We start from the raw sequence: 18,490 nt of genomic DNA on the forward strand, positions 1-18,490 counted from the left end.
CTTTTCGCAAAAAATTAACTATCCAAACGGCGTTCAATCGCCTCAGACATCGTTTTGTCCGTGAGATGAGCATAGATCTCGGTTGTTTCTGTCGAAGCATGCCCGAGTTGTTCTTTCGTTTTATAAATATCGTTTTGCAGATAATAGTCTGTTGCAAAAGAGTGACGAAGCTTATGTACCGTTAGATAGGGCTTACCAAAGCGTTTTGCATATTTAATAATCATTTCTTGAATGGCTCTTTTGGTCATGCGTTTGCCTTCTTGCCGTCCATTGGGCAAAGCGATAAATAAAGCTTTTTCCCTCTTCGGCGTTTTATAACGGGATTGACGTAGGCTTAAATAAAGAGCTAAATCCTCTTTAGCTTGTTCTCGAAAATAAACAGGGGTTTTGAAGGTTTCATCATTGTTCCCTTTTCGGGTGACGTAGATCAGCTTGTTGTTAACATCCAGATCATCCACGTTTAGATTGACTACCTCGGATACACGAAGACCAGAATTCAGAATTAAGCTGGCAATACAGGCATCGCGTTCACGATTTAATTGAAAGGAGTAATAGGCTTGTTTGTTCCCTTCAACATCTCGTCCATATCCTTCGAAAATGTACCCTACGAATTCCAGCAGTTCCTCATCCTCTAGAATCTTGCCCTTTAATTTAGCAGCAGTATCCTTAGGTTTATGCGTTCGTTTAACTTCAACCTTAGCCATAATGTTTCGCTTAAGCAATGGATAGAAGTTCTCATCCTCAGCGATTTGACTTAAATAATGAAATAAAGAGCGTAATGCGGACAACTTACGTGACACGGTTACACGTGTATTGGTTCCCTCAGCTCTGGTAGTGAGGTGTAGGCGGTATCCAACAATACTATCCATATGCAGGGTCTCTAATTCCAGTAGTGTGATCTCTGTGTTGGAGCTGGCCTGTGAGAGACCTTCAGCACGCAGCCATCCGAAAAAGGACTCATAGTCCCGAATATACTCCAGCAGGGTGGATGGGGATAGATCAGGACGCTTATAATCAATAAACTGCTGAACGAACCAAGGCATGAGAGGTAGCTTTAGATCCAGTTTTTTACGGTCATCGTTCTTTTGAACGCTCATGTGATTCACCTTTTCCATAGTTTGCATATCATTTCTTCTTTCTATCTTATCATGTTTTGTCCAAATATAAGAAAGTATAAGTTTCACACCATACTTTATGCCTTATATTTCTCGCAGAAACGGAAACCGTCCCAATAAGGACGGTAAAGCCGGTTCTTCTTGTCCCATGGCTTTGATCAAAGCTATTTACTAGTGATGAACTTGCTCCTGAAGTAACTAAGTTATATGATGTGTAGTAAACATAAATGGCAGAGGTGCACGAAATGGAACTTGGAATGGAGCTGGTTCCCAAAGAGCGGAAACAGACGATAAGCAAACTAATGCAGTACTATTTATATGATTTCACCCGTTATCTGGAGCTTGATGTAGATCAAGATGGAGTATATCCAGCTTATCCGGGATTAGAATCATTTTGGAGTAGTGGCAACAATAAATTTGCGTATTTGTTTAAAGTAGACGGGAATATTGCCGGATTTGCTTTGGTAGAACGGTTGTTGTATGATCCCGAAGGGCAATTTTACATGACTGAGTTTTTTGTGATGCAAAAATATCGCCGGAGCGGTGTGGGGACCTGGGCCGCGCATAAATTGTTTGATATGTATCCAGGCGACTGGAAGGTGTCACAGGTACGTGCGAATACGCCTGCCCGTAGTTTCTGGCATAGAGTGATTGGAGAGTACACAAATGGAGAATTTAAAGAGCGTTTTAATCCGCCTCAAGGAAATCCGAGTCAATACTTCAATACATTAACTAATAATAAGGTTAATGATTGTAAAGGTAACAGCGATGATGTAGTCATGAAAAATTAATGGTTATCTCACGACAATTAAGATAAACGCGGAAATAGTTTACATAATAATTATTATGTAAACCAACAATGAATAACCCAACAGCCTTAACAGGAATGTTGGGTTATTTTTGTTCATTTCACCCAAGCACAGAGTGGGATTTAGCATATCTTATGGTGTACTCAATTACAAAGGAGGAGTTAAAATGGGCGAATTCGCAGGAGGATATGGTGGATTTACTTCCACAGGAGCGATTCTGGTTCTGTTTATCCTGTTGGTTATCATCACTAAAACTCTTTGTCTGTAATCCTTTAACATCATGAAGTGTGGTTCCGCCAGTCTATAAGGACTGGCGGATTTTTCATGTTTGGATATGACAATAAGGGTTGGGTGGTTTGCCTGTGACTTACTATATAGAAAAGATCGTTATAAATTATATATATTTAACAGTGTTCAATGAATAAACGATGTTCAAATTATAAGGAGACGTCATGATGACTAAAGAACAACGGCAAATGCGTGAGCGTGAGGAAATGAAGAAAAGAATTTTAGAGGCTGCGGCCTTGTTGATTGCAGAGGAGGGGATTGAAAAGCTTTCTATTCGCAAAATTGCAGAGGAAATCGAGTATTCTCCGGGTATTATTTATCATTACTTTCAGGGTAAAGATGAAATTGTGGTGAGATATTTGCAACAGAAATATACAGATATGGTTGACGGGCTTCAGTCTGTACAACGAAAGGCAGAGCATGAACTGCCACCAGAGATGCTTTTGAGACAATCGCTTGAGCAATGGATCAGGATGACCCTTACCACAAGTGTTGAGTACCGTAATGTTATGCTAAATGATACACCGGCTGTTCTTAGTTACACAGCAGTTCTATTCAAGGGAGCTGGTCAGGAGCGTAAAGCGATAGGTATGCTCTGTCAATGTCTATCTAGGTTCGAATCGAAAGCACAACATATGGAATCTTCGATAGAGCTCACTGCTCAAGTGATGTGGAGTGCTGCGTTCGGATTAATTATGCGTTTGATTGTGGAAAAGGATTTGCCAGAAGATCAGGTTGAAGCACTGATATCTTGTTATTTGGATTCTATGGTTTCAATAGCAACCAAGGAGATACATGAGCCTTTAAGATAGTAGGATGATCAGAGGGTGGAGGGAAGAATCAGAATGAAGACGATTATTATTTATACTTCTAAATATGGATGTACGGAGAAAGCTGCCTATTTATTGAAAAATCAATTGGATGATGAGACTGAAGTAGTTAATTTAATGCATGCTAAAGAGCCTACATTAGAACGGTACGATACTGTCATCTTAGGTGGGTCTATTTATTTTGGGAAAATACAAAAACAAATGACGGAGTTTGCTTCAAAATATCAAAATGAACTAGCTAATAAGCGCGTTGGATTGTTTATTTGTGCAGGAGCGAAGGGGGAGCAAGCCATACAAGAATTGAAATCTTCATTTCCAGAGAAGCTGTATAACCAATCAATTACAAAAGAAGTGTTCGGTGATGAGATTTACGAAGAGAAGATGACTGCATTAGATCGAGTGGTTCTGCGAGTGGTAAAAGGGAAGAATAAGAGTGTAAATGGATTATCCCAAGAGACGATAGAACGGTTTGCACTTGCGCTAAAGAAGCGGTGAACGAGTGTGGAAAATCGATTTCCTGATATCAGTTAACATAATAATGATTATGTTAACTGATTATTGTTCTAGATACAAATTTCATTAGTTAGGAGAAGGGGGGCTTATAAAAAGTATTGATTTTTGATTTTATCGCTATTATTTTCCGCTATTTCATCATATGAAAAATTCACAATAGATTAATCAAAATCCACTACCGTCTCACCCTAGACACTACACATCAATAAACAATTCACCTCACCCTACAAACAAAACCCATGAAAAAGGATATAACATCCCTTGATCCATTTATACAAGCTTTTTTTCAATGCAAATAGCTAGTTCTAAAGCTTGTATCGCATTGTCTAACTCAATTATTGATGAACTACCCTCCACTAGACATTGGAGTGCATACTCCAAACTTTTTTCATAGGGATTAGCTGGTTCTAACAAAAGATCTTGTTTACCTACAGCGGTATATTCAATTAATGAGCTTTCAACAGCTCCATTCATGTTGTCACTCTCTTGATAGACAAGCTTGCCTTGTTCAAAATAAGCCTCATAGCCTACGGTAAAAGGATACGAAGCCGGCATTTGTGAAGAAACAACGATCTCTGCGGATACAGGAGGTTGTTGAAAAATTGCACGGACTAAGGCTTGATTACTTTTACCACCATCGGATCCCCAAACCGATTGCGGCTCCATAGACCCCAGCATCCAGGTCACAAAATCCAATTCGTGAATCATCAGATTTGTAGCGATAGCGTGCAGACCGAGGTCACCCCACAAAGGAGGCGTCTCTCTTTTTAAGGTAAGAGATAAGAGTTTTCCGTATTTCTCATTATGAGTCGCTTCGTAAAGATATTTGTACGCAGGATCGAATTTAATAAACTGGTTGACGAGAATTCGCGAATCATACAGTTGTTCAGCTTCCTTCATCGCAAGAGCATCTTCTAAGTTGTAGCAAACCGGTGTCTCACATAATACATGTTTTCCATGCTTAAGCGCATCGACTGTATACTGCCTATGTAAAAAAGAGGGCAAACAGATATCAATCACATCGATGGTGGAATCAAGCATAATATCGTCAATATTGGTAGTTATCTCAACGCCAAAAGATTGTTTTAGCTCCTGCAGCTTAGCTTCGTTCCGACCAAAGATAATTACTTTGTCTACTCGATCCATTGTCGTCCATAACTGCGCATGATAAGCTCCGAATCCAGTTCCCAATACGCCTATATTCATGTGTATCAGCTCCTTTAATGTAATGAACTAATCATAACCTTCTATTGTTGACAACAGCTTGGCAAGAATTATGATGTATACTATAAAAAAAAAAGAAAGATTTGGAGGCTCCCCATGCGCTTGCATCGTTTGATTGCAATTTTATTATTAGTGGAATCAAGAGGGAAGATGAAGGCCAATGACTTAGCTGAAGCCTTGGAAACCTCCGTACGTTCTATCTATAGAGACATTGATGTATTAGCTGAAGCAGGAATACCACTGTTATCCACGCCGGGACCGAATGGTGGCATCTCCTTGATGGAGGGGTATACTGTTAACCTAAATCAGCTTCATGGGGAAGATGTAATCAATCTATTTTTAACAGGAATGGGGATTCATACTGGCGGACATACAGATTCCGGATTAAAGCTAAAGACAACCCTCTTGAAATTAGAAAAATCATTACCCGCTTCCTATCAAAATGATATCCAGAAGGCACAAAGACGTTTTTATTTTGATGATACACCTTGGTGGACAGAACGCTTAGAGATTCCATGTCTGGAATCGATTCGAACTGCTGTTTGGAGATCTCTGAAACTACAGATTGAGTACCACAAGATTAACGGAATCATCTCGAGCAGGAAATTACAGCCCTATGGTCTAGTTGTGAAAAAAGAAGAGTGGTATCTTATAGCCTACTGTGAAGAAATCGAACAAACCCGCACGTTTAAATGTGAGCGAATCGCCTCTACACAGCTTATAGATGAAGAGTATGCTATCCCTCAGGACTTTTCATTAGAAAGGCACTGGAAGCAGCAGGAGAGGGGATTCAAGCAAGCTTGTAAAGAGGAAGAGATCTACCCAGTATTGATTAGAACGGATAAGAGGAGAGAGGCCTCGCTACACGGGGTGGAGATTATGAATAGAGTAGAGGAAGGAGATCAAATAACCCTTACTGTAAATATGTATAGCTATGATAGTGCATGTACGAATATTTGGGGAATACTTGGACAAGGCGAGATTGTGGAACCTTTGGAACTGAGACAATATGTGAAAGTACAGGCGAATTTGCTACAGGAGGTTTACAATTAGCATGATTTTTTTGTGAAAAAGGGACCGTTTCGATTGCATGTTCTGCAATGAAACGGTCCCGCTCATTTGTGAATAGGCTTTATTCATTCAATAAGTTTACATAATAATTAATATGTTAACTAATTTGGGATTGCCCCATAATAACCTTTAGATTTAAAAAATTTAGCCTTTTATGTGCTAGCGTCTACGCCAAGAGATAACTTCTCTCTGGCAGTAAGCCTCTTGTGCGCTACGATTAGAAAAGGAAGACCTATAGCCGTGGTTAAAGCGAGTGGCAGGAAGATCGTAAGGCCATTCTGAGCTCCATAATGATCCAACAACACTCCGCCGAAGATAGGCGCGATTACACTCCCCAAATTGTTAAAGCCAATCGTTCCAAAGTACGTACCCTTCATTTCTGGCTTCGCGATCCGATCAATTAACATATCCATCATCGTAAAGAGCAGTACTTCTCCTATCGTAAATAGTACGACACTAAACATTAGAAGGGCTACACCTTCAGCTAAACCTACTAAGAGAAGACTAATAGCAACACAGATATTTCCGAGAATCAATGGAACAATCGGTGAGAATTTACTTGCAGTACGTACGATAGGATACTGTACCACGAGTACTGTAATGGCATTGAGTGACAACATATAGGAGAATAATTGCCCACCATTTGTGAAATGGGTGTTCATTGCTAAATATTGCGCCATAGTTGAACCAAAATGTCCGTATCCAAGTACACAAAAGATTGTACCAAGTAGAACTGGCAAGAATACACGGTCTCTACCGGTTGTTGCCAAGGCTTCAAGTAAACGTGGTGGTTCAGCTTGCGTATGACTCTGCATGGTTGAACGATGCAATTTAAATTGGACGAATAATACAAGTCCATATGCAACATATACAACACCAGCGATCATAAAAGGAAACGTTGATTCGGCAGAACCGAGCTGTACTCCAATAATCGGACCAAAAACAACACCAAGGTTAATCGCAGCGTATCTAAGATTGAATACAAGTAGCTTACTTTCAGCAGGGGTAATGTCGGATAAAAGTGCCCGTGATGTGGGCTCAAACACGGATCTGCATAAACCGTTCAGGGTGTTGACCAAGAAGAACACCCACAGATGTTGTGCAACAGAGAATCCGAAGAATACTGCCGCCCAGCCAAATACGGAGATTAACATGACAATTTTGCGGCCTACAATATCCGAGATATATCCTCCGTAGAAGCTGGCCATTACCCCCGCCAGAGAGCTGACGGCTACCGTAATCCCCGTTTGTGTGGGGGTGGCTCCAAGGACTTGGGTTAAATAGATGGATAAGAACGGAATGCTCATTGAAGTTACCAAACGTCCGAACATCGTACCGACGATGATGGTCCAAGCTAGTGGGTGAATATGCCTAAGATGCTGGTTCATAATTGAAAAGGTCTCCTAATCTGATAGCTATAATTTAGTACTGCATATTCATTAACGATATATGTATAATTATAATGATAAAAGGGGGAAGTAAAAGTGTAAGAATTACTTACAGTGTTTCACCTTTAAAGGAGTGAACGATCGTGGACCATATTAGTAATCATTTTTTATGTTTAGCAATAGCCATCCCATCCTCAATAGATATAGGGGAAGCTAATCCTGTGACGATAGATAGACTAGCTTCGATTCTGTGCTGCACTCCGCGTAATGTAAAGTTTATTCTGCGAAAACTTGAAGAGCAGGGTTTTATACACTGGCAGCCTGGAAGAGGACGTGGAAATATCTCGCAGCTAACTTTTCTTCGAACGATTGAAGAGGTGCTGGAGGACAACTTTCAGGAACTGATTAATAAGGGGAAGATTAAGGAAGCTATAGAGTTATTAAGTCGTGGTCAGGTTAGCGACACATTAAAGGAACGGTTATTAATGGTGTTAAATAAGCAGATGGGCTTCCGTAGTGAAACGGAGTCGACATCAGGATTGGATGTCTTGCGAATTACACGAAACCGGCATATGGAAGTGCTGGATCCAGCTTATGTATATACCGCGTTTGAATCCTATTTACTCGGACAAATTTATAGCACATTAGTTACCTATGATGCGGCAAGTGATACCTTTCTTCCCGGATTGGCGCATATGTGGGAAGCCAATGAAGATTGTACTAGTTATATTTTTTATCTACGGAAAGGTGTGCGATTTCATCACGGCAGGACTATGACCTCTAGAGACGTAAAAGAGACATTTCAACGACTTATAGACTTGAACAGTCCGGCGTTGAGCTTGTACAAAGATATTGAACGAGTAGAGCTTGAAGGAGATCACAGGATCAGGTTTGAGCTGTCTCGTCCGAATCTCTTTTTTCTCCATATGTTCAGTTGTATTCATATGTCGATTCTTCCTCATGATGTAGATCTTTTAAATGAAGTAAGTGGAACAGGGCCCTATCGTTTACTAGATCTTAATGAAGATGTGCTAGTCCTCGCGGCATTTGACTATTATTACGGTATACGCCCGCTACTAGATCGTGTGGAAATCTGGTATTTGCCAGAACAAGCTTCAAATGAACGATTGTATGAACTTCCTGAATCTGCTCAGGAAGGTTTATTACCTAATATCATCTGTAACCACAGTATTGACTACCCTGCCTTGGGATGCCGATATCTCTTGTTCAATTTCCATAAAGACGGAATTCATCAACAGCAACTATTCCGGCAGGCTATACGAATCCTTTACAGCCGAGAAGCCTTAATTAAGGAGTTAGGAGGGAACCGTAGTACCCCTGCTGATAGCTTTTTACCTTGGGAGAGCAGTAAGAGAAGTATTATTGAGCCTATTCTGGAACATGCGAGAGAGCTTCTAGTAGCAAGTGGCTACCAGGGGGAGACCTTAAGATTAGCTACAAAAGATAAAAAAGAAGAGCGAGAAGAAGCCCTGTGGCTTCAAGCACGAGCTGCTTCAGTAGGACTGCATATTGAGCTGTATTTATTCAACGAGTTTAACTCAGCAGATATAAAGAACACCTCCGAAATCCTCCTTGCTGAAGAGGTTCTTGAAGATGATTGGCAGTGGGGAATGGTTAACTACTTTAATAATAAACTTAATTATCTTTTTTCTCTGCTGAGAGATGAACAGATCTTGTTATTCTCAGATGTACTTACCGATTTCACGCAATCCCCAAAGGAAGAAAGAATAAAGTTGCTGGATCAGGCAGAAGGTGTGCTTAGGGACAACTATTGGGTGTTATATGGTTGTCATATGAATAAAAAAGCGCAGCTAAATCAAAGCTTGTTTGGACTTCACACCAGTTCATTCGGATTTCTGGATATCTCAAAACTGTGGATCAAAACTACTAGTCTTTAAGGAGAGTTACCTAAATATGCTTGTACAGGAATGTTTTCTTTTGCTATACTTTCCAGGGAGGCTGTATCGATAAATCATCGAATGGTGCTCTAATAGGTTTTAATAAATGAATAGTAATTAACTTGTAGCCATGGAGGTGAACTCGTTGGATTTTGCTCAGATCCGTAAGGACCGAGACAAAAGAACGGTCGATACTTGACTCTTTTTTTGCCTTTCGGACCTGTTTAGCAGATAGCTAAAAGGTCTTTTTGTTTGTTTAAATTAAGGGAAAAGAAGGGGAGATTATTATGCGTTTTCTTATCGTGGGTGCAGGAGCTATAGGTGGATATTTCGGGGGTCGTCTAGTTCAAAAAGGAGAAGATGTTACTTTTCTCGTCCGAAATGCCAAACAGATTCAGTTAGAAGCGGACGGTTTGATTGTAAAAAGTGTTCATGGGGATTTTCAGACTTCTGTACGAACGATTTCTAATAGGGAAGCAGTAGAGCCCTTCGACTGCATTATTATAGCGGTCAAGGCATACCATTTGCCTCAGGTGATGAATGACATTGAACCCTACGTTGGTGAACATACACTGATCCTCCCGCTCCTCAATGGTTACGATCAATTTAGCATTTTGCAGAAGCGTTTTGGCCCAGAACATGTACTGGGTGGTCTTTGTTATATAGAAACAACTCTAGATTCAGCAGGTACTATCGTTCAAAGCAGTTCGTTCCATAGTATTGTGTTTGGTGAATGGGCAGGTGGTGAGTCAGAACGAACACAGTTGCTTCTGAGTCATTTGGATCATGCTGGATTCACAGTGACATTAAGTTCTGACATTCAGCGCGAAGTGTGGCAGAAATATATATTTGTAGCTAGTCTAAGTGGGATTACCACTTTAATGGACAGCTCTGTTGGGCCTATTTTTGCTTCCCCAAAAGCACGTGCAATCTATGAGCAGCTTCTTCAAGAGATTGTTAGCTTGGCTCAAAATGCTGGAATGCCTGTGGGACCGAAAAATATAGCTTCCACGATGCAAAAGATGCTTTCTGTGTTACCTGAATTTACTTCATCCATGCATCGGGATATGCATAAGCAACTACCTGTAGAAGCGGACCATCTGCATGGGGCACTTCTGGCTATGGCTGTTCCGGGTCAAGGCGCGTATCCGGTTCTCGAAACCGTGTATGCCCGTTTGAAAGTATACGAAAGCGTTAATGATATGAAATGATCTACTTTAAATCACAATAAGGAGCTGGACAATTATGAAGGAAACGAATCAAAAGATCATGACTTTTCTAATGTTCGAAGGTAAGGCAGAAGAAGCTATGAATTTCTATACGTCCTTGTTTGATGATTCCGAAGTTATTAGCATTAAGCGATATGGAGCGAATGAAGCAGGACCTGAAGGGAGTGTAATGCAAGCTTCCTTTTCTATGCATGGACAAGTATTTATGTGTATAGATAGTTATGTTCAGCACGGGTTTACCTTTACTCCAGCGATATCCTTATATGTAAATTGTGAGAGTGAAGCTGAAATTGATCGGGTCTACGAATCATTAGCGCAAGGTGGACAGGTCCTAATGCCTCTTGGAAGCTATCCGTTTAGTCCGAAATTTGGCTGGGTAGCGGATAGATTTGGCGTGACTTGGCAATTAAATTTTTCGGGGAATGCGTAACAAGAAAACTTTGAAGAAGGCCCATATCAGGAATGCCCGGTATTTGAAAGTGATCAATTGATGTATAGATTGGTTCAAGAGGAAGACGCTGAGGACCTACTGGAATGTTATTCAGACGCTGCTTCTATCCCGCTCTTCAATAGCGATAACTGTAATAACGATTTTAACTTTCAAACGATAGAAGAGATGAGTGGCTGTATACGATTCTGGCTGGATGAATATGCAGGACATGTTTACGTTCGATTTAGTATTGTAGAGAAAGATAGTGATAAAGCTGTTGGTACTGTTGAATTTTTTGCGAGAAATTAGAGCGTTGAAGAGGTAGGACTGATTGGGGTTCTAAGGCTTGATCTGATCTCGAGATTGGAGAATGAAGGAGTTCTTACAGAGATCCTCTCTATGATTGAGAAGGAGTTCTATGATTGTTTTAGGGTTGATGCGATGATTACCAAGGCCATTCCTACCGCTAAGCAAAGAATCAGCGCACTATTAAATAGTGGTTATTCAAAAATTGTGGGCAACGCACTGGTGTCTTTCAACGACTATTATCTGATCTCGAGGGCTGCAGTTCAGGAGGTATAATCGCAAGCTGCATAAATGAAAAGAGGAGGTGAACCTAATAGGGTTTACCTCCTCTTTTTTTGAAAATATAAGGATAAAGTATAAATTTCACAGTATACTTTATCCTTATATTTTTACGAGAAACGGTTATCATCTTAAAAAGACGACACTATCGTTTCTTCTTAGAAGAACGGATTTAATTACATTGCTGAACAACAGTTGTGCCCTCATTAGTAATCGTGACAGTTGAATAACCAGATAGATACTCTGTATAACCGCATACAGTTTCTTGGGTGGATTGTCCTTTTGCGTTAGTATACTTAAGGTATATAGAACCTTCACCACTTAAGCTCAGTGTAGGTTTGAACCTTTTCGTTTCACCTTTCTTGATGGGACTTGTAAATAATTCCTTGGAATCCGTATGGATTAAACCTATTTCAATAGAGCTAATATCATCATCCGACTGATTATCTACAGTGAGCAAGAAACTCTTAAATGGACTCAGAATATTGGATATCGTACTGATCCCGAAAGCTATCACAATACCCATTGAAAATATAGCAATACCTATAAAAAATCGTCTCTTCATCATGCAGTCCCCCTATGTAAGTAAGACAGGGTTCACTCGATAAATGTTACGGTATATAAGAATTAATTATAACTATTCATTAACAAGTGAAATTGGAAGAGTTGTGCTACCCTTAATGTATGCCAAAATTTATATGAAAAGGGGTTTTGTTTTGACAAAATCTACGATTCTTTCATCAGAAGGAATAACGATTCGTCATTTTGAACAAGGGGACATGCCATTACTGGGTGAGTTATATAACTCGGTCACTTCGCGGGGAAATGCTGTTTTTTGGTGGGTTGGTGATGAAGAAAACTGGGAGAATGTGTACTGCGCCTTTGAAAATGGAAAAATGGTTGCCAAAGGTCAAGTAGAGATCATAAATATTGTGCCACCTGGGCGTTCAAAGGAAAGCAGACATTCGATCTATTTGAATTTGAAAACAATACCTGAACGAGCAGAAGACTACGATTTATTAGAGAGCATGTATCAAACGCTCCTCTTGAGAGCACTTGAATTGAAGGAAACTTTATCAACAGCGTACAAAACGACGCTATGTGTCGGGAATAACGCATCAGAGATCGCAAATACGCAATTTTTTGAAAAAGAAAAGGGCTTCTGTCAATTCAATAGCTTATTTAAAATGAATCATACTCTTGATCATTCCTACACCGTACCTGAACTGAAAAAGGAATTTGAATTTGCAACTTGGATGATGGAGACGCCACAAGAAGAAGATCTTTATTTAGAATTGGAAGCAGAGGTTTGGCCAGAAACCCCACTCGGGAAAGAACGGCTATCTCAGTTTAAGCAAAATCCGCTTTGGAACTCTATGGTTGTTCGAGAAGGGGAGAGGGTTGTAGGCAGCTTGATGGTATGGCAGGAAGAGAAAAGTGGGTATATTGAAAATGTTTTTGTACTAGAGCCGTGGAGAAGATTTGGGATTGCTACGTACATGCTTTCTCAAGCGTTAAACTATTTCAGAACACATGGACTTGAAGAAGCCTATTTAATGGTGTTAACAGATAATGATTCTGCATTGCATCTTTATGAATCTGTCGGATTCAGTTTATCGAGTGAGGAAAGACGGTATCGTATAGAACTCCTATAGTTTTTGAAGTGGAGGATTACTAAGCAAAGTGTGATTCAGTTTCATCGAGGTTCGATGACAGGATTGCACTTTTTTAGTAATCCGTTCGCCTTGTAATAAATGATGACTGGAAATCCTCTGAACAATTTTGTTCAGTTACTGTTAGTTACTTGTTTACCCTCGCATTTCTTACACACGTTAACCTTTTCGCCAGAAAGTCCTTTTCCGATGTACAACAGCTTAATACGAGTGCTGCCGCAGATCAGACATGTTCCTCTGCTTCGGGATGGCATACGCCAGAGTGCTTTGCCACGCTTGTTTTTAGACATAAATAGCCCACCTTTGCGATTGATACCCTATCTTATGAGCGAGGGAACCTTAAAGTTCGGAGAATAAAGCTTATAAATTCCTTTGTGATTGCAGACAAAATTAAGGATAAAAAGGGCGAAAAACGCCCTAAAAAAACAGCGCATAACTTAAATTATACGCTGTTTTAGTTTTAAGACGTTTTTTTGAGGAGAGATCGCCACTTGGACGAGCAAAAAGGAGGGATTTTAAGGATTTTTTTATAAATAACGGATGTCGATATCTCTAAATTTACCTACTGACATTTTCGGCATTCTGAATTGCAATGAGCCTTGTTTATAAGTGCCTCTGCTCTGATCGGGATTGACTGGAACGGGGAGTGGGATGATCTCGCTATGATCTTTTCCGAGACCGCTTAATTTGATTTGTGTTCGGTTGATTTGTGCCCAAATACTTTCGGGGTGAATTCCACTTGGAATACGAATTTTCGTGATCAAATAATTATGTGTGTCTAGATGCTCAAATTGCAGACTTGAGGTTTCGTCCGTCAATGAGGAAGAGGTGGCCGCGGTAGCTTCTCTGATTATTTTTTCAACATATCCATCGATCTGGCTTGGATCCAGCTTCCATTGCTCTTCAAGCGACTTTAAGGATAACTTTTTCTTAAAAAAGGGATCTTCGTTCATCCAATTTAAAGGGTTTGATTTATTCGGACTCATGAACGCTCAACCTCCTTCATTTTTAATCCATTGTATGGGCGTATGACTTATTCAGTGACATCTGGGCGGATATCTACATAGAATAGGTTATCATTCCGAAGGGAGGAGTGGTTTGGTGGTTTCAATCATCGGCAATATTAAAATCAACAGCGTAGGCCCCAGTTCCACAGTCTTAGTAGGAAATACGGCATCTGTTATCTTGAGCAGTAACTCCAAAATCTATGCCGGTGCCAACTCCTTCTCCATAGGTGACTCCATAGGTACAAACATTACGAATAATGCAGCCAGCAGTACGAACACGATGGATTCAGATGTGGTGGATCAAGTATCGCCTCCTTAAGGGTGGGTTTACATGAATATTACGGTGTATCAGTGCATATCGGTCAATCATCTGAAAATTGGTACGATCTCAAATTCATCGGTACTGCAGATCGGTACTTCCGGCCGAATTAATGCCTTGTCTCATAGTTATCAGTCTAGTGACGATCCAGAATCTCCTCCTGCGCCATCACCAGCGGTAAGTGATTCACCTCTTGTACCCTTGCCTCCACCAACTGAACTATATACACGCTAGAATTAGGCTCTTATCCTTCGCATACAATAAACCATAGGAGGGGGTTGTATGCATCCGTATTATGTTCAGCAAGTCTTTAACGCATTAAGAATACAAACTGAAAAGATTCGACTTCTAGAAAAACAGCTCCAAGATTTACAGTGTGAAGTAGTCAGCATAAAGAACAATAACATTGCAAGTATAGGTCCTATAAGTTATCATTTTGAATAATTGAAAATCGAGAAGCTGGAAGGCACTTTAAATATAGGCATTACACCAAATGAGGGAAATAATCTGGATGAAGCGATGATCAATGGTAAGCCTATTGGGGAGCAAGAGGGAGGGACACCAACTGCAATATCGGATAAAATTCGTCCAGAGATTCTGAAGTATGTGCAAGAGGAAGTTCCTTCTCAATTTTCACGCTTAGAAAAAGAACAGAACTTAAGTATTGATGAGCAGTATATCCAAATGGTAACTCAGGATCTGCTGAATCAGATGGATGGCCGGATTAACGAGTATGTAAGCCAGCTTCCTGCCGCAGAAGAAGGGCGTGGATACACAGAAGAGGAAAGTGCTTCTATTGTTGAACAAATCAAACGAGATATTGTTACGGCGGTAGAACGGCATTTGGAAATAAACATAACTGGAAGGCGGAAGCCGCATGAAAGTAACCGTGATTAACAGAGACATAAATGTAAACGCAGTAAAAGTGGTTTCGATATCAGGTTCTTCAGTATTTTTAGTAGGGGATACACAGACGATTAACTGTTCTTCGGCGTTTGACAGCGTGATAGAGTATGCTCCGAGTGCTCCAGATCAAGTCCGAAAAGGCAGTTAATAAATGCACACCTCACGTATACTAGATGTGTATATCAATAATCTGTCTGACAGTTCGATTTTCATATGTGGATCTGTAGAGCGGATTCAGTCTAAATTTGTGGGAAATAAAGAAAATTACCTATATAACATAAAAGAGATTAATGGCAATAATAGAGAGGCTTCACCCTTAGAGATCCCACTCATGGCATGGCCGAAGCAAGTGAATGAAGATGAATTTAAGATTTTGAATGATTCCAAGGAATCAACGATTAACATGCAATATATTAGGATTTTATCGATTGGGTCTGGGACGACCTTCCAGATTGGAAATGGTGGCTCAGTTTATCTGGAGAGTCGAACCAGTGAGTTCAAGCGAGAAATAGCTTCAGAAGATGAGGGGTAATTTAGCATATTTGTTGATACTTATTTTATAAAAATAAAATAGTTAACATAATCATTATTATGTTAACTAATATAAGGTACTGTCCTATAAGAAAGTACTTTTCACAAATAAAGGAGTTTCGAGCTATGAAAAGGAGGGCCATCAAAGGCATTCAGCTATTGAAATAGCATTAAACTCATAATTAGAGAAAGCCTGCACATTTGCAGGCTTTCTCTAATTTGGTGAACGAACATATTTATTTAGAAACCTTCGCGAAGCCATGTAGTCGCCAGCTTGATGGCGGCTTTTTTGGCATTGGTTTCAGCTAAAGGATTAAGCATCACGAAATCATGTATGATCCCTTGAAAACGAACTGCCGTGACTGTGACTCCAGCTTCACGTAATTTGGCGGCATAAGCTTCACCTTCATCACGTAGAACATCTGCTTCACCCGTTATGACTAGTGCTTCGGGTAGATCGCGTAACTGATCTACACTAGCTCGAAGCGGGGAGGCTGTGATCTGCTTCCGCTCCTCAGGGTCAGTTGTATATTGATCCCAGAACCATTTCATTCCATCACGCTGCAAGAAGTATCCTTCTGCGAATTCATGATAAGATTCGGTATCAAAGGAGGCATCCGTTACCGGATAGAACAAAAGTTGTTTCCCTATCTTCGGGCCACTGCGTTCTTTAGCCATAAGCGTAATGGCGGCTGCCATATTTCCACCGACACTATCACCGCCTATGGATAGCTTGCTAGCATCAAGTGCATGTTCACTACCCTGTGCAGCGATCCATTTCAGAACAGCATAGATTTCTTCAATTGCTGTAGGATATTTAGCTTCTGGAGAGAGGCTATAATTTGGGAAAACAATGGCAGCCTCCGCTCCAACAGCTAGCTCACGGATCAAGCGGTCATGGGTATGTGCATTACCAAACACCCAGCCAGCACCATGAATGTAAAGGATCACTGGCAACGACGCGGAAGAGGAGCTAGGAGGCCGAACAATTCTTATGGAAACATTACCATTAGGTCCTCCTGGCACCATAAGATCTTCAATTTCGACTTCAGGTTTATATATCTCACTGGATTGTACAGTATCTACCGTCTCACGACCTTTATCTGGTCCAAGATCAGGAAGGAACGGAGGCTTGGAATTATCATCGGCAAATTTCTGCGCTGCTGGCTCTAGAATGATCTTTGGTTGATTTGACATGATGTATCGTCTCCTTTGTCTGGTCATAGTATAGTTTACCCTCTTCATACCATAACCATCTAAACGAATGCTGAAACGACATGAGTCTTACAATGCTTTTTGTTGATCCTCACGAATTTCACTTTTTAAATCCCTTATTCCGGCAACCGCTTGTTTATGTTTGATACGGAAGATCAAAATAAACATCAAAGTAATAAGTAACGGATACCCTATCGCCCAGCCCGTAAAAGGAAACACAGCAGCGGTAGCTAGAAAAGAGATCCAGCTAATCGTTACGCCTAATCTACTTCCCTTAAGTAGGCGTATCCCCGCAGCACAACCTCCGATATAAGTCAGGATAAATGTCGCATTTGGAAACTGGATCAAAGTAGTGATAGATATCAATCCGCTGCTGTACAGTGACATGACCGTTACAAAACAGAGGAGCAGGAAAGCTATCCCACCGATAGGGGTATGATATGGTTTGGATAGTCTCCCCATCCATTGCGGTGCATAGCCCTGACGTGATAACGCATAAGCCACACGAGAGGCAGCACCGGCATAAGCGATAATGGTGGCTGTACAGATGAAGAGACCTGTAAGTCCTGCGATAAATCCTCCCCAGCGTCCAAGAGGCTGGCTGATGATCCAGACAAGTGAAGTGCTCGACCCACCTTTAAGGTAGCTTTGTGTGCCAACCGTTGCTAAAGCGGATAAGAAATATAGAACACCTACAATAATAGCAGCGATGGTCACACCTTTGACTGCAGCACGTTGTGGATCTTTGAACTCCTCAGAGAGATGTGAGACAGCTTCCCAACCAATAAAACACCAAAATAGGATTGCTGCAGCCTGTCCAATGCTCATCCATCCGTGTGGGGCAAAGGGAGTGAAGTGTTCAACCTCCATCCGAGGAAGCGCGGTAGCAAAGGAGAAGACGAGAACAGCTACAATCGCAATCACTACAGCAATTTGTACCTTTCCCGCCACTTGCATACCAATCCAGTTTGTAATTAGCCCAATGGCCAACATCACCGCAGCGATAGTAATTCTCGCAGGTTCATCCCAGCCCATTGCGGCTGTCATATAACCAGCTCCGGTCAGCGCAGCGACAGGCGCACCAATCGGAACAGACATTAGAAAAAACCAGCCCACTAAAGATCCGGCTTTAGGTCCGAAAGCAAGGGTAACGAAGTGGGACACGCCTCCTGCGTTAGGAAATTTGGCAGAGAGCAGGCCCATCGATAATGCCATTGGTAAAATCAACAGCGTCATAAATCCCCATGCCAGCAATGAAGCGGGACCTGCCATTTCTGCAGCCAGTCCGGGAACGATTAAGACTCCCGAGCCCAATACAGCGCCGATATAAAGAGCTATGGCTTGCGGCATGCCGATGTTTCTTCGTAAAGTGGTTGAACTTGAATCTTTCATGATTTTTAATCCTGCTTTCATTGTCTTTTGTTATAGAGTAGCAGAT

The 18,490-nt window shown here is 41.0% G+C and carries 24 protein-coding genes; 16 read left to right on the forward strand and 8 right to left on the reverse strand.

All coding sequences use genetic code 11. The features are described from left to right. Window positions 1-14: 14 nt before the first annotated feature. Window positions 15-1,097 (reverse strand): tyrosine recombinase XerS, encoded by a 1,083-nt coding sequence (gene xerS / locus NSQ29_RS10440; protein WP_149647344.1) that lies wholly within the window; start codon window positions 1,095-1,097, stop codon window positions 15-17. 245 nt (window positions 1,098-1,342) lie between these two features. Between xerS and NSQ29_RS10445 the strand changes: the two genes are divergently transcribed. The 4 genes from NSQ29_RS10445 (at window position 1,343) to NSQ29_RS10460 (ending at window position 3,537) form a co-directional block, all read left to right on the forward strand. Further along, the gene (locus NSQ29_RS10445; protein ID WP_341124982.1) at window positions 1,343-1,906 is read left to right on the forward strand and encodes a GNAT family N-acetyltransferase; all 564 of its coding nucleotides are present in this window, start codon (window positions 1,343-1,345) and stop codon (window positions 1,904-1,906) included. Window positions 1,907-2,090: 184 nt separating this feature from the next. Beyond that, window positions 2,091-2,192 (forward strand): sporulation protein YjcZ, encoded by a 102-nt coding sequence (locus tag NSQ29_RS10450; protein ID WP_197069683.1) that lies wholly within the window; start codon window positions 2,091-2,093, stop codon window positions 2,190-2,192. A 184-nt stretch (window positions 2,193-2,376) separates the two neighbouring features. Continuing rightward, complete coding sequence (locus tag NSQ29_RS10455; RefSeq protein WP_341124983.1) at window positions 2,377-3,024, forward strand: TetR/AcrR family transcriptional regulator; 648 nt, start codon at window positions 2,377-2,379, stop codon at window positions 3,022-3,024. A 33-nt stretch (window positions 3,025-3,057) separates the two neighbouring features. Next, window positions 3,058-3,537, forward strand: a complete 480-nt coding sequence (locus NSQ29_RS10460) for a flavodoxin domain-containing protein (protein ID WP_341124984.1) — start codon at window positions 3,058-3,060, stop codon at window positions 3,535-3,537. Window positions 3,538-3,825: 288 nt separating this feature from the next. Here NSQ29_RS10460 and NSQ29_RS10465 read toward each other — a convergent pair whose 3' ends face one another. Further along, on the reverse strand, window positions 3,826-4,761 hold the full coding sequence (locus tag NSQ29_RS10465) for a Gfo/Idh/MocA family protein (protein WP_339241529.1): 936 nt from the start codon (window positions 4,759-4,761) through the stop codon (window positions 3,826-3,828). Between the two features lie 114 nt (window positions 4,762-4,875). On the opposite strand from NSQ29_RS10465, the gene NSQ29_RS10470 reads away from it, so the two are divergent. Then, window positions 4,876-5,832 carry a helix-turn-helix transcriptional regulator gene (locus NSQ29_RS10470; protein WP_339241528.1) on the forward strand — a complete coding sequence of 319 codons (957 nt, stop codon included), beginning with the start codon at window positions 4,876-4,878 and terminating at the stop codon, window positions 5,830-5,832. A gap of 170 nt (window positions 5,833-6,002) precedes the next feature. On the opposite strand, the gene NSQ29_RS10475 is transcribed toward NSQ29_RS10470, so the two are convergent. Further along, window positions 6,003-7,238: an MDR family MFS transporter gene (locus NSQ29_RS10475; RefSeq protein WP_339241526.1), complete on the reverse strand. Its 1,236-nt coding sequence runs from the start codon at window positions 7,236-7,238 to the stop codon at window positions 6,003-6,005. Window positions 7,239-7,381: 143 nt separating this feature from the next. Here NSQ29_RS10475 and NSQ29_RS10480 point away from each other — a divergent pair, with 143 nt between their 5' ends. The 5 genes from NSQ29_RS10480 (at window position 7,382) to NSQ29_RS10500 (ending at window position 11,398) form a co-directional block, all read left to right on the forward strand. Beyond that, window positions 7,382-9,157 carry an ABC transporter substrate-binding protein gene (locus NSQ29_RS10480; RefSeq protein WP_341124985.1) on the forward strand — a complete coding sequence of 592 codons (1,776 nt, stop codon included), beginning with the start codon at window positions 7,382-7,384 and terminating at the stop codon, window positions 9,155-9,157. Between the two features lie 287 nt (window positions 9,158-9,444). Further along, window positions 9,445-10,368 (forward strand): ketopantoate reductase family protein, encoded by a 924-nt coding sequence (locus NSQ29_RS10485; RefSeq protein WP_341124986.1) that lies wholly within the window; start codon window positions 9,445-9,447, stop codon window positions 10,366-10,368. 34 nt (window positions 10,369-10,402) lie between these two features. Continuing rightward, window positions 10,403-10,816, forward strand: a complete 414-nt coding sequence (locus NSQ29_RS10490) for a VOC family protein (protein WP_042188733.1) — start codon at window positions 10,403-10,405, stop codon at window positions 10,814-10,816. Between the two features lie 60 nt (window positions 10,817-10,876). Continuing rightward, window positions 10,877-11,125: a hypothetical protein gene (locus tag NSQ29_RS10495; RefSeq protein WP_341124987.1), complete on the forward strand. Its 249-nt coding sequence runs from the start codon at window positions 10,877-10,879 to the stop codon at window positions 11,123-11,125. A 54-nt stretch (window positions 11,126-11,179) separates the two neighbouring features. Then, a complete protein-coding gene (locus NSQ29_RS10500) occupies window positions 11,180-11,398 on the forward strand; it encodes a hypothetical protein (RefSeq protein ID WP_341124988.1) in 219 nt (72 codons plus the stop codon). A gap of 175 nt (window positions 11,399-11,573) precedes the next feature. Here the strand turns inward: NSQ29_RS10500 and NSQ29_RS10505 are convergent, their stop codons facing one another. Next, the gene (locus NSQ29_RS10505) at window positions 11,574-11,969 is read right to left on the reverse strand and encodes a hypothetical protein (protein ID WP_143759354.1); all 396 of its coding nucleotides are present in this window, start codon (window positions 11,967-11,969) and stop codon (window positions 11,574-11,576) included. Window positions 11,970-12,117: 148 nt separating this feature from the next. On the opposite strand from NSQ29_RS10505, the gene NSQ29_RS10510 reads away from it, so the two are divergent. Further along, complete coding sequence (locus NSQ29_RS10510) at window positions 12,118-13,056, forward strand: GNAT family N-acetyltransferase (RefSeq protein WP_341124989.1); 939 nt, start codon at window positions 12,118-12,120, stop codon at window positions 13,054-13,056. A gap of 131 nt (window positions 13,057-13,187) precedes the next feature. Here the strand turns inward: NSQ29_RS10510 and NSQ29_RS10515 are convergent, their stop codons facing one another. Together NSQ29_RS10515 and NSQ29_RS10520 are read right to left on the reverse strand one after the other, a co-directional pair. After that, window positions 13,188-13,364: a hypothetical protein gene (locus tag NSQ29_RS10515; protein ID WP_339241515.1), complete on the reverse strand. Its 177-nt coding sequence runs from the start codon at window positions 13,362-13,364 to the stop codon at window positions 13,188-13,190. Window positions 13,365-13,601: 237 nt separating this feature from the next. Continuing rightward, window positions 13,602-14,060 carry an Hsp20/alpha crystallin family protein gene (locus NSQ29_RS10520; RefSeq protein ID WP_341124990.1) on the reverse strand — a complete coding sequence of 153 codons (459 nt, stop codon included), beginning with the start codon at window positions 14,058-14,060 and terminating at the stop codon, window positions 13,602-13,604. A 115-nt stretch (window positions 14,061-14,175) separates the two neighbouring features. On the opposite strand from NSQ29_RS10520, the gene NSQ29_RS10525 reads away from it, so the two are divergent. From NSQ29_RS10525 to NSQ29_RS10545, 5 genes are all read left to right on the forward strand, one after another. Then, a complete protein-coding gene (locus NSQ29_RS10525; RefSeq protein WP_036687577.1) occupies window positions 14,176-14,400 on the forward strand; it encodes a spore germination protein in 225 nt (74 codons plus the stop codon). Between the two features lie 12 nt (window positions 14,401-14,412). Further along, window positions 14,413-14,634 (forward strand): spore germination protein GerPB, encoded by a 222-nt coding sequence (locus tag NSQ29_RS10530; RefSeq protein WP_341124991.1) that lies wholly within the window; start codon window positions 14,413-14,415, stop codon window positions 14,632-14,634. A 210-nt stretch (window positions 14,635-14,844) separates the two neighbouring features. Then, window positions 14,845-15,297 (forward strand): spore germination protein GerPC, encoded by a 453-nt coding sequence (gene gerPC, locus NSQ29_RS10535; RefSeq protein ID WP_341124992.1) that lies wholly within the window; start codon window positions 14,845-14,847, stop codon window positions 15,295-15,297. After that, window positions 15,278-15,454 (forward strand): spore gernimation protein GerPD, encoded by a 177-nt coding sequence (locus NSQ29_RS10540; RefSeq protein ID WP_341124993.1) that lies wholly within the window; start codon window positions 15,278-15,280, stop codon window positions 15,452-15,454. Before gerPC ends, NSQ29_RS10540 begins: the two co-directional genes overlap by 20 nt. 3 nt (window positions 15,455-15,457) lie before the next feature. Continuing rightward, the gene (locus NSQ29_RS10545; RefSeq protein ID WP_341124994.1) at window positions 15,458-15,838 is read left to right on the forward strand and encodes a hypothetical protein; all 381 of its coding nucleotides are present in this window, start codon (window positions 15,458-15,460) and stop codon (window positions 15,836-15,838) included. Window positions 15,839-16,077: 239 nt separating this feature from the next. Here NSQ29_RS10545 and NSQ29_RS10550 read toward each other — a convergent pair whose 3' ends face one another. Then, window positions 16,078-17,034: an alpha/beta hydrolase gene (locus NSQ29_RS10550; protein ID WP_341124995.1), complete on the reverse strand. Its 957-nt coding sequence runs from the start codon at window positions 17,032-17,034 to the stop codon at window positions 16,078-16,080. An 87-nt stretch (window positions 17,035-17,121) separates the two neighbouring features. Then, a complete protein-coding gene (locus NSQ29_RS10555) occupies window positions 17,122-18,444 on the reverse strand; it encodes an APC family permease (protein ID WP_341060960.1) in 1,323 nt (440 codons plus the stop codon). Window positions 18,445-18,490: the final 46 nt, after the last annotated feature.

This window comes from Paenibacillus sp. FSL F4-0236 (assembly GCF_038000135.1).
GTDB lineage: Bacteria > Bacillota > Bacilli > Paenibacillales > Paenibacillaceae > Paenibacillus_AQ.

Coding starts and splice junctions, on each gene's coding strand:
- xerS (WP_149647344.1), bottom strand. CDS start 1,097: ATGAGCGTTCAAAAGAACGATGACCGTAAAAAACTGGATCTAAAGCTA.
- NSQ29_RS10445 (WP_341124982.1), top strand. CDS start 1,343: ATGGCAGAGGTGCACGAAATGGAACTTGGAATGGAGCTGGTTCCCAAA.
- NSQ29_RS10450 (WP_197069683.1), top strand. CDS start 2,091: ATGGGCGAATTCGCAGGAGGATATGGTGGATTTACTTCCACAGGAGCG.
- NSQ29_RS10455 (WP_341124983.1), top strand. CDS start 2,377: ATGATGACTAAAGAACAACGGCAAATGCGTGAGCGTGAGGAAATGAAG.
- NSQ29_RS10460 (WP_341124984.1), top strand. CDS start 3,058: ATGAAGACGATTATTATTTATACTTCTAAATATGGATGTACGGAGAAA.
- NSQ29_RS10465 (WP_339241529.1), bottom strand. CDS start 4,761: ATGAATATAGGCGTATTGGGAACTGGATTCGGAGCTTATCATGCGCAG.
- NSQ29_RS10470 (WP_339241528.1), top strand. CDS start 4,876: ATGCGCTTGCATCGTTTGATTGCAATTTTATTATTAGTGGAATCAAGA.
- NSQ29_RS10475 (WP_339241526.1), bottom strand. CDS start 7,238: ATGAACCAGCATCTTAGGCATATTCACCCACTAGCTTGGACCATCATC.
- NSQ29_RS10485 (WP_341124986.1), top strand. CDS start 9,445: ATGCGTTTTCTTATCGTGGGTGCAGGAGCTATAGGTGGATATTTCGGG.
- NSQ29_RS10490 (WP_042188733.1), top strand. CDS start 10,403: ATGAAGGAAACGAATCAAAAGATCATGACTTTTCTAATGTTCGAAGGT.
- NSQ29_RS10495 (WP_341124987.1), top strand. CDS start 10,877: ATGTATAGATTGGTTCAAGAGGAAGACGCTGAGGACCTACTGGAATGT.
- NSQ29_RS10505 (WP_143759354.1), bottom strand. CDS start 11,969: ATGATGAAGAGACGATTTTTTATAGGTATTGCTATATTTTCAATGGGT.
- NSQ29_RS10515 (WP_339241515.1), bottom strand. CDS start 13,364: ATGTCTAAAAACAAGCGTGGCAAAGCACTCTGGCGTATGCCATCCCGA.
- NSQ29_RS10520 (WP_341124990.1), bottom strand. CDS start 14,060: ATGAGTCCGAATAAATCAAACCCTTTAAATTGGATGAACGAAGATCCC.
- NSQ29_RS10530 (WP_341124991.1), top strand. CDS start 14,413: ATGAATATTACGGTGTATCAGTGCATATCGGTCAATCATCTGAAAATT.
- NSQ29_RS10540 (WP_341124993.1), top strand. CDS start 15,278: ATGAAAGTAACCGTGATTAACAGAGACATAAATGTAAACGCAGTAAAA.
- NSQ29_RS10545 (WP_341124994.1), top strand. CDS start 15,458: ATGCACACCTCACGTATACTAGATGTGTATATCAATAATCTGTCTGAC.
- NSQ29_RS10550 (WP_341124995.1), bottom strand. CDS start 17,034: ATGTCAAATCAACCAAAGATCATTCTAGAGCCAGCAGCGCAGAAATTT.
- NSQ29_RS10555 (WP_341060960.1), bottom strand. CDS start 18,444: ATGAAAGATTCAAGTTCAACCACTTTACGAAGAAACATCGGCATGCCG.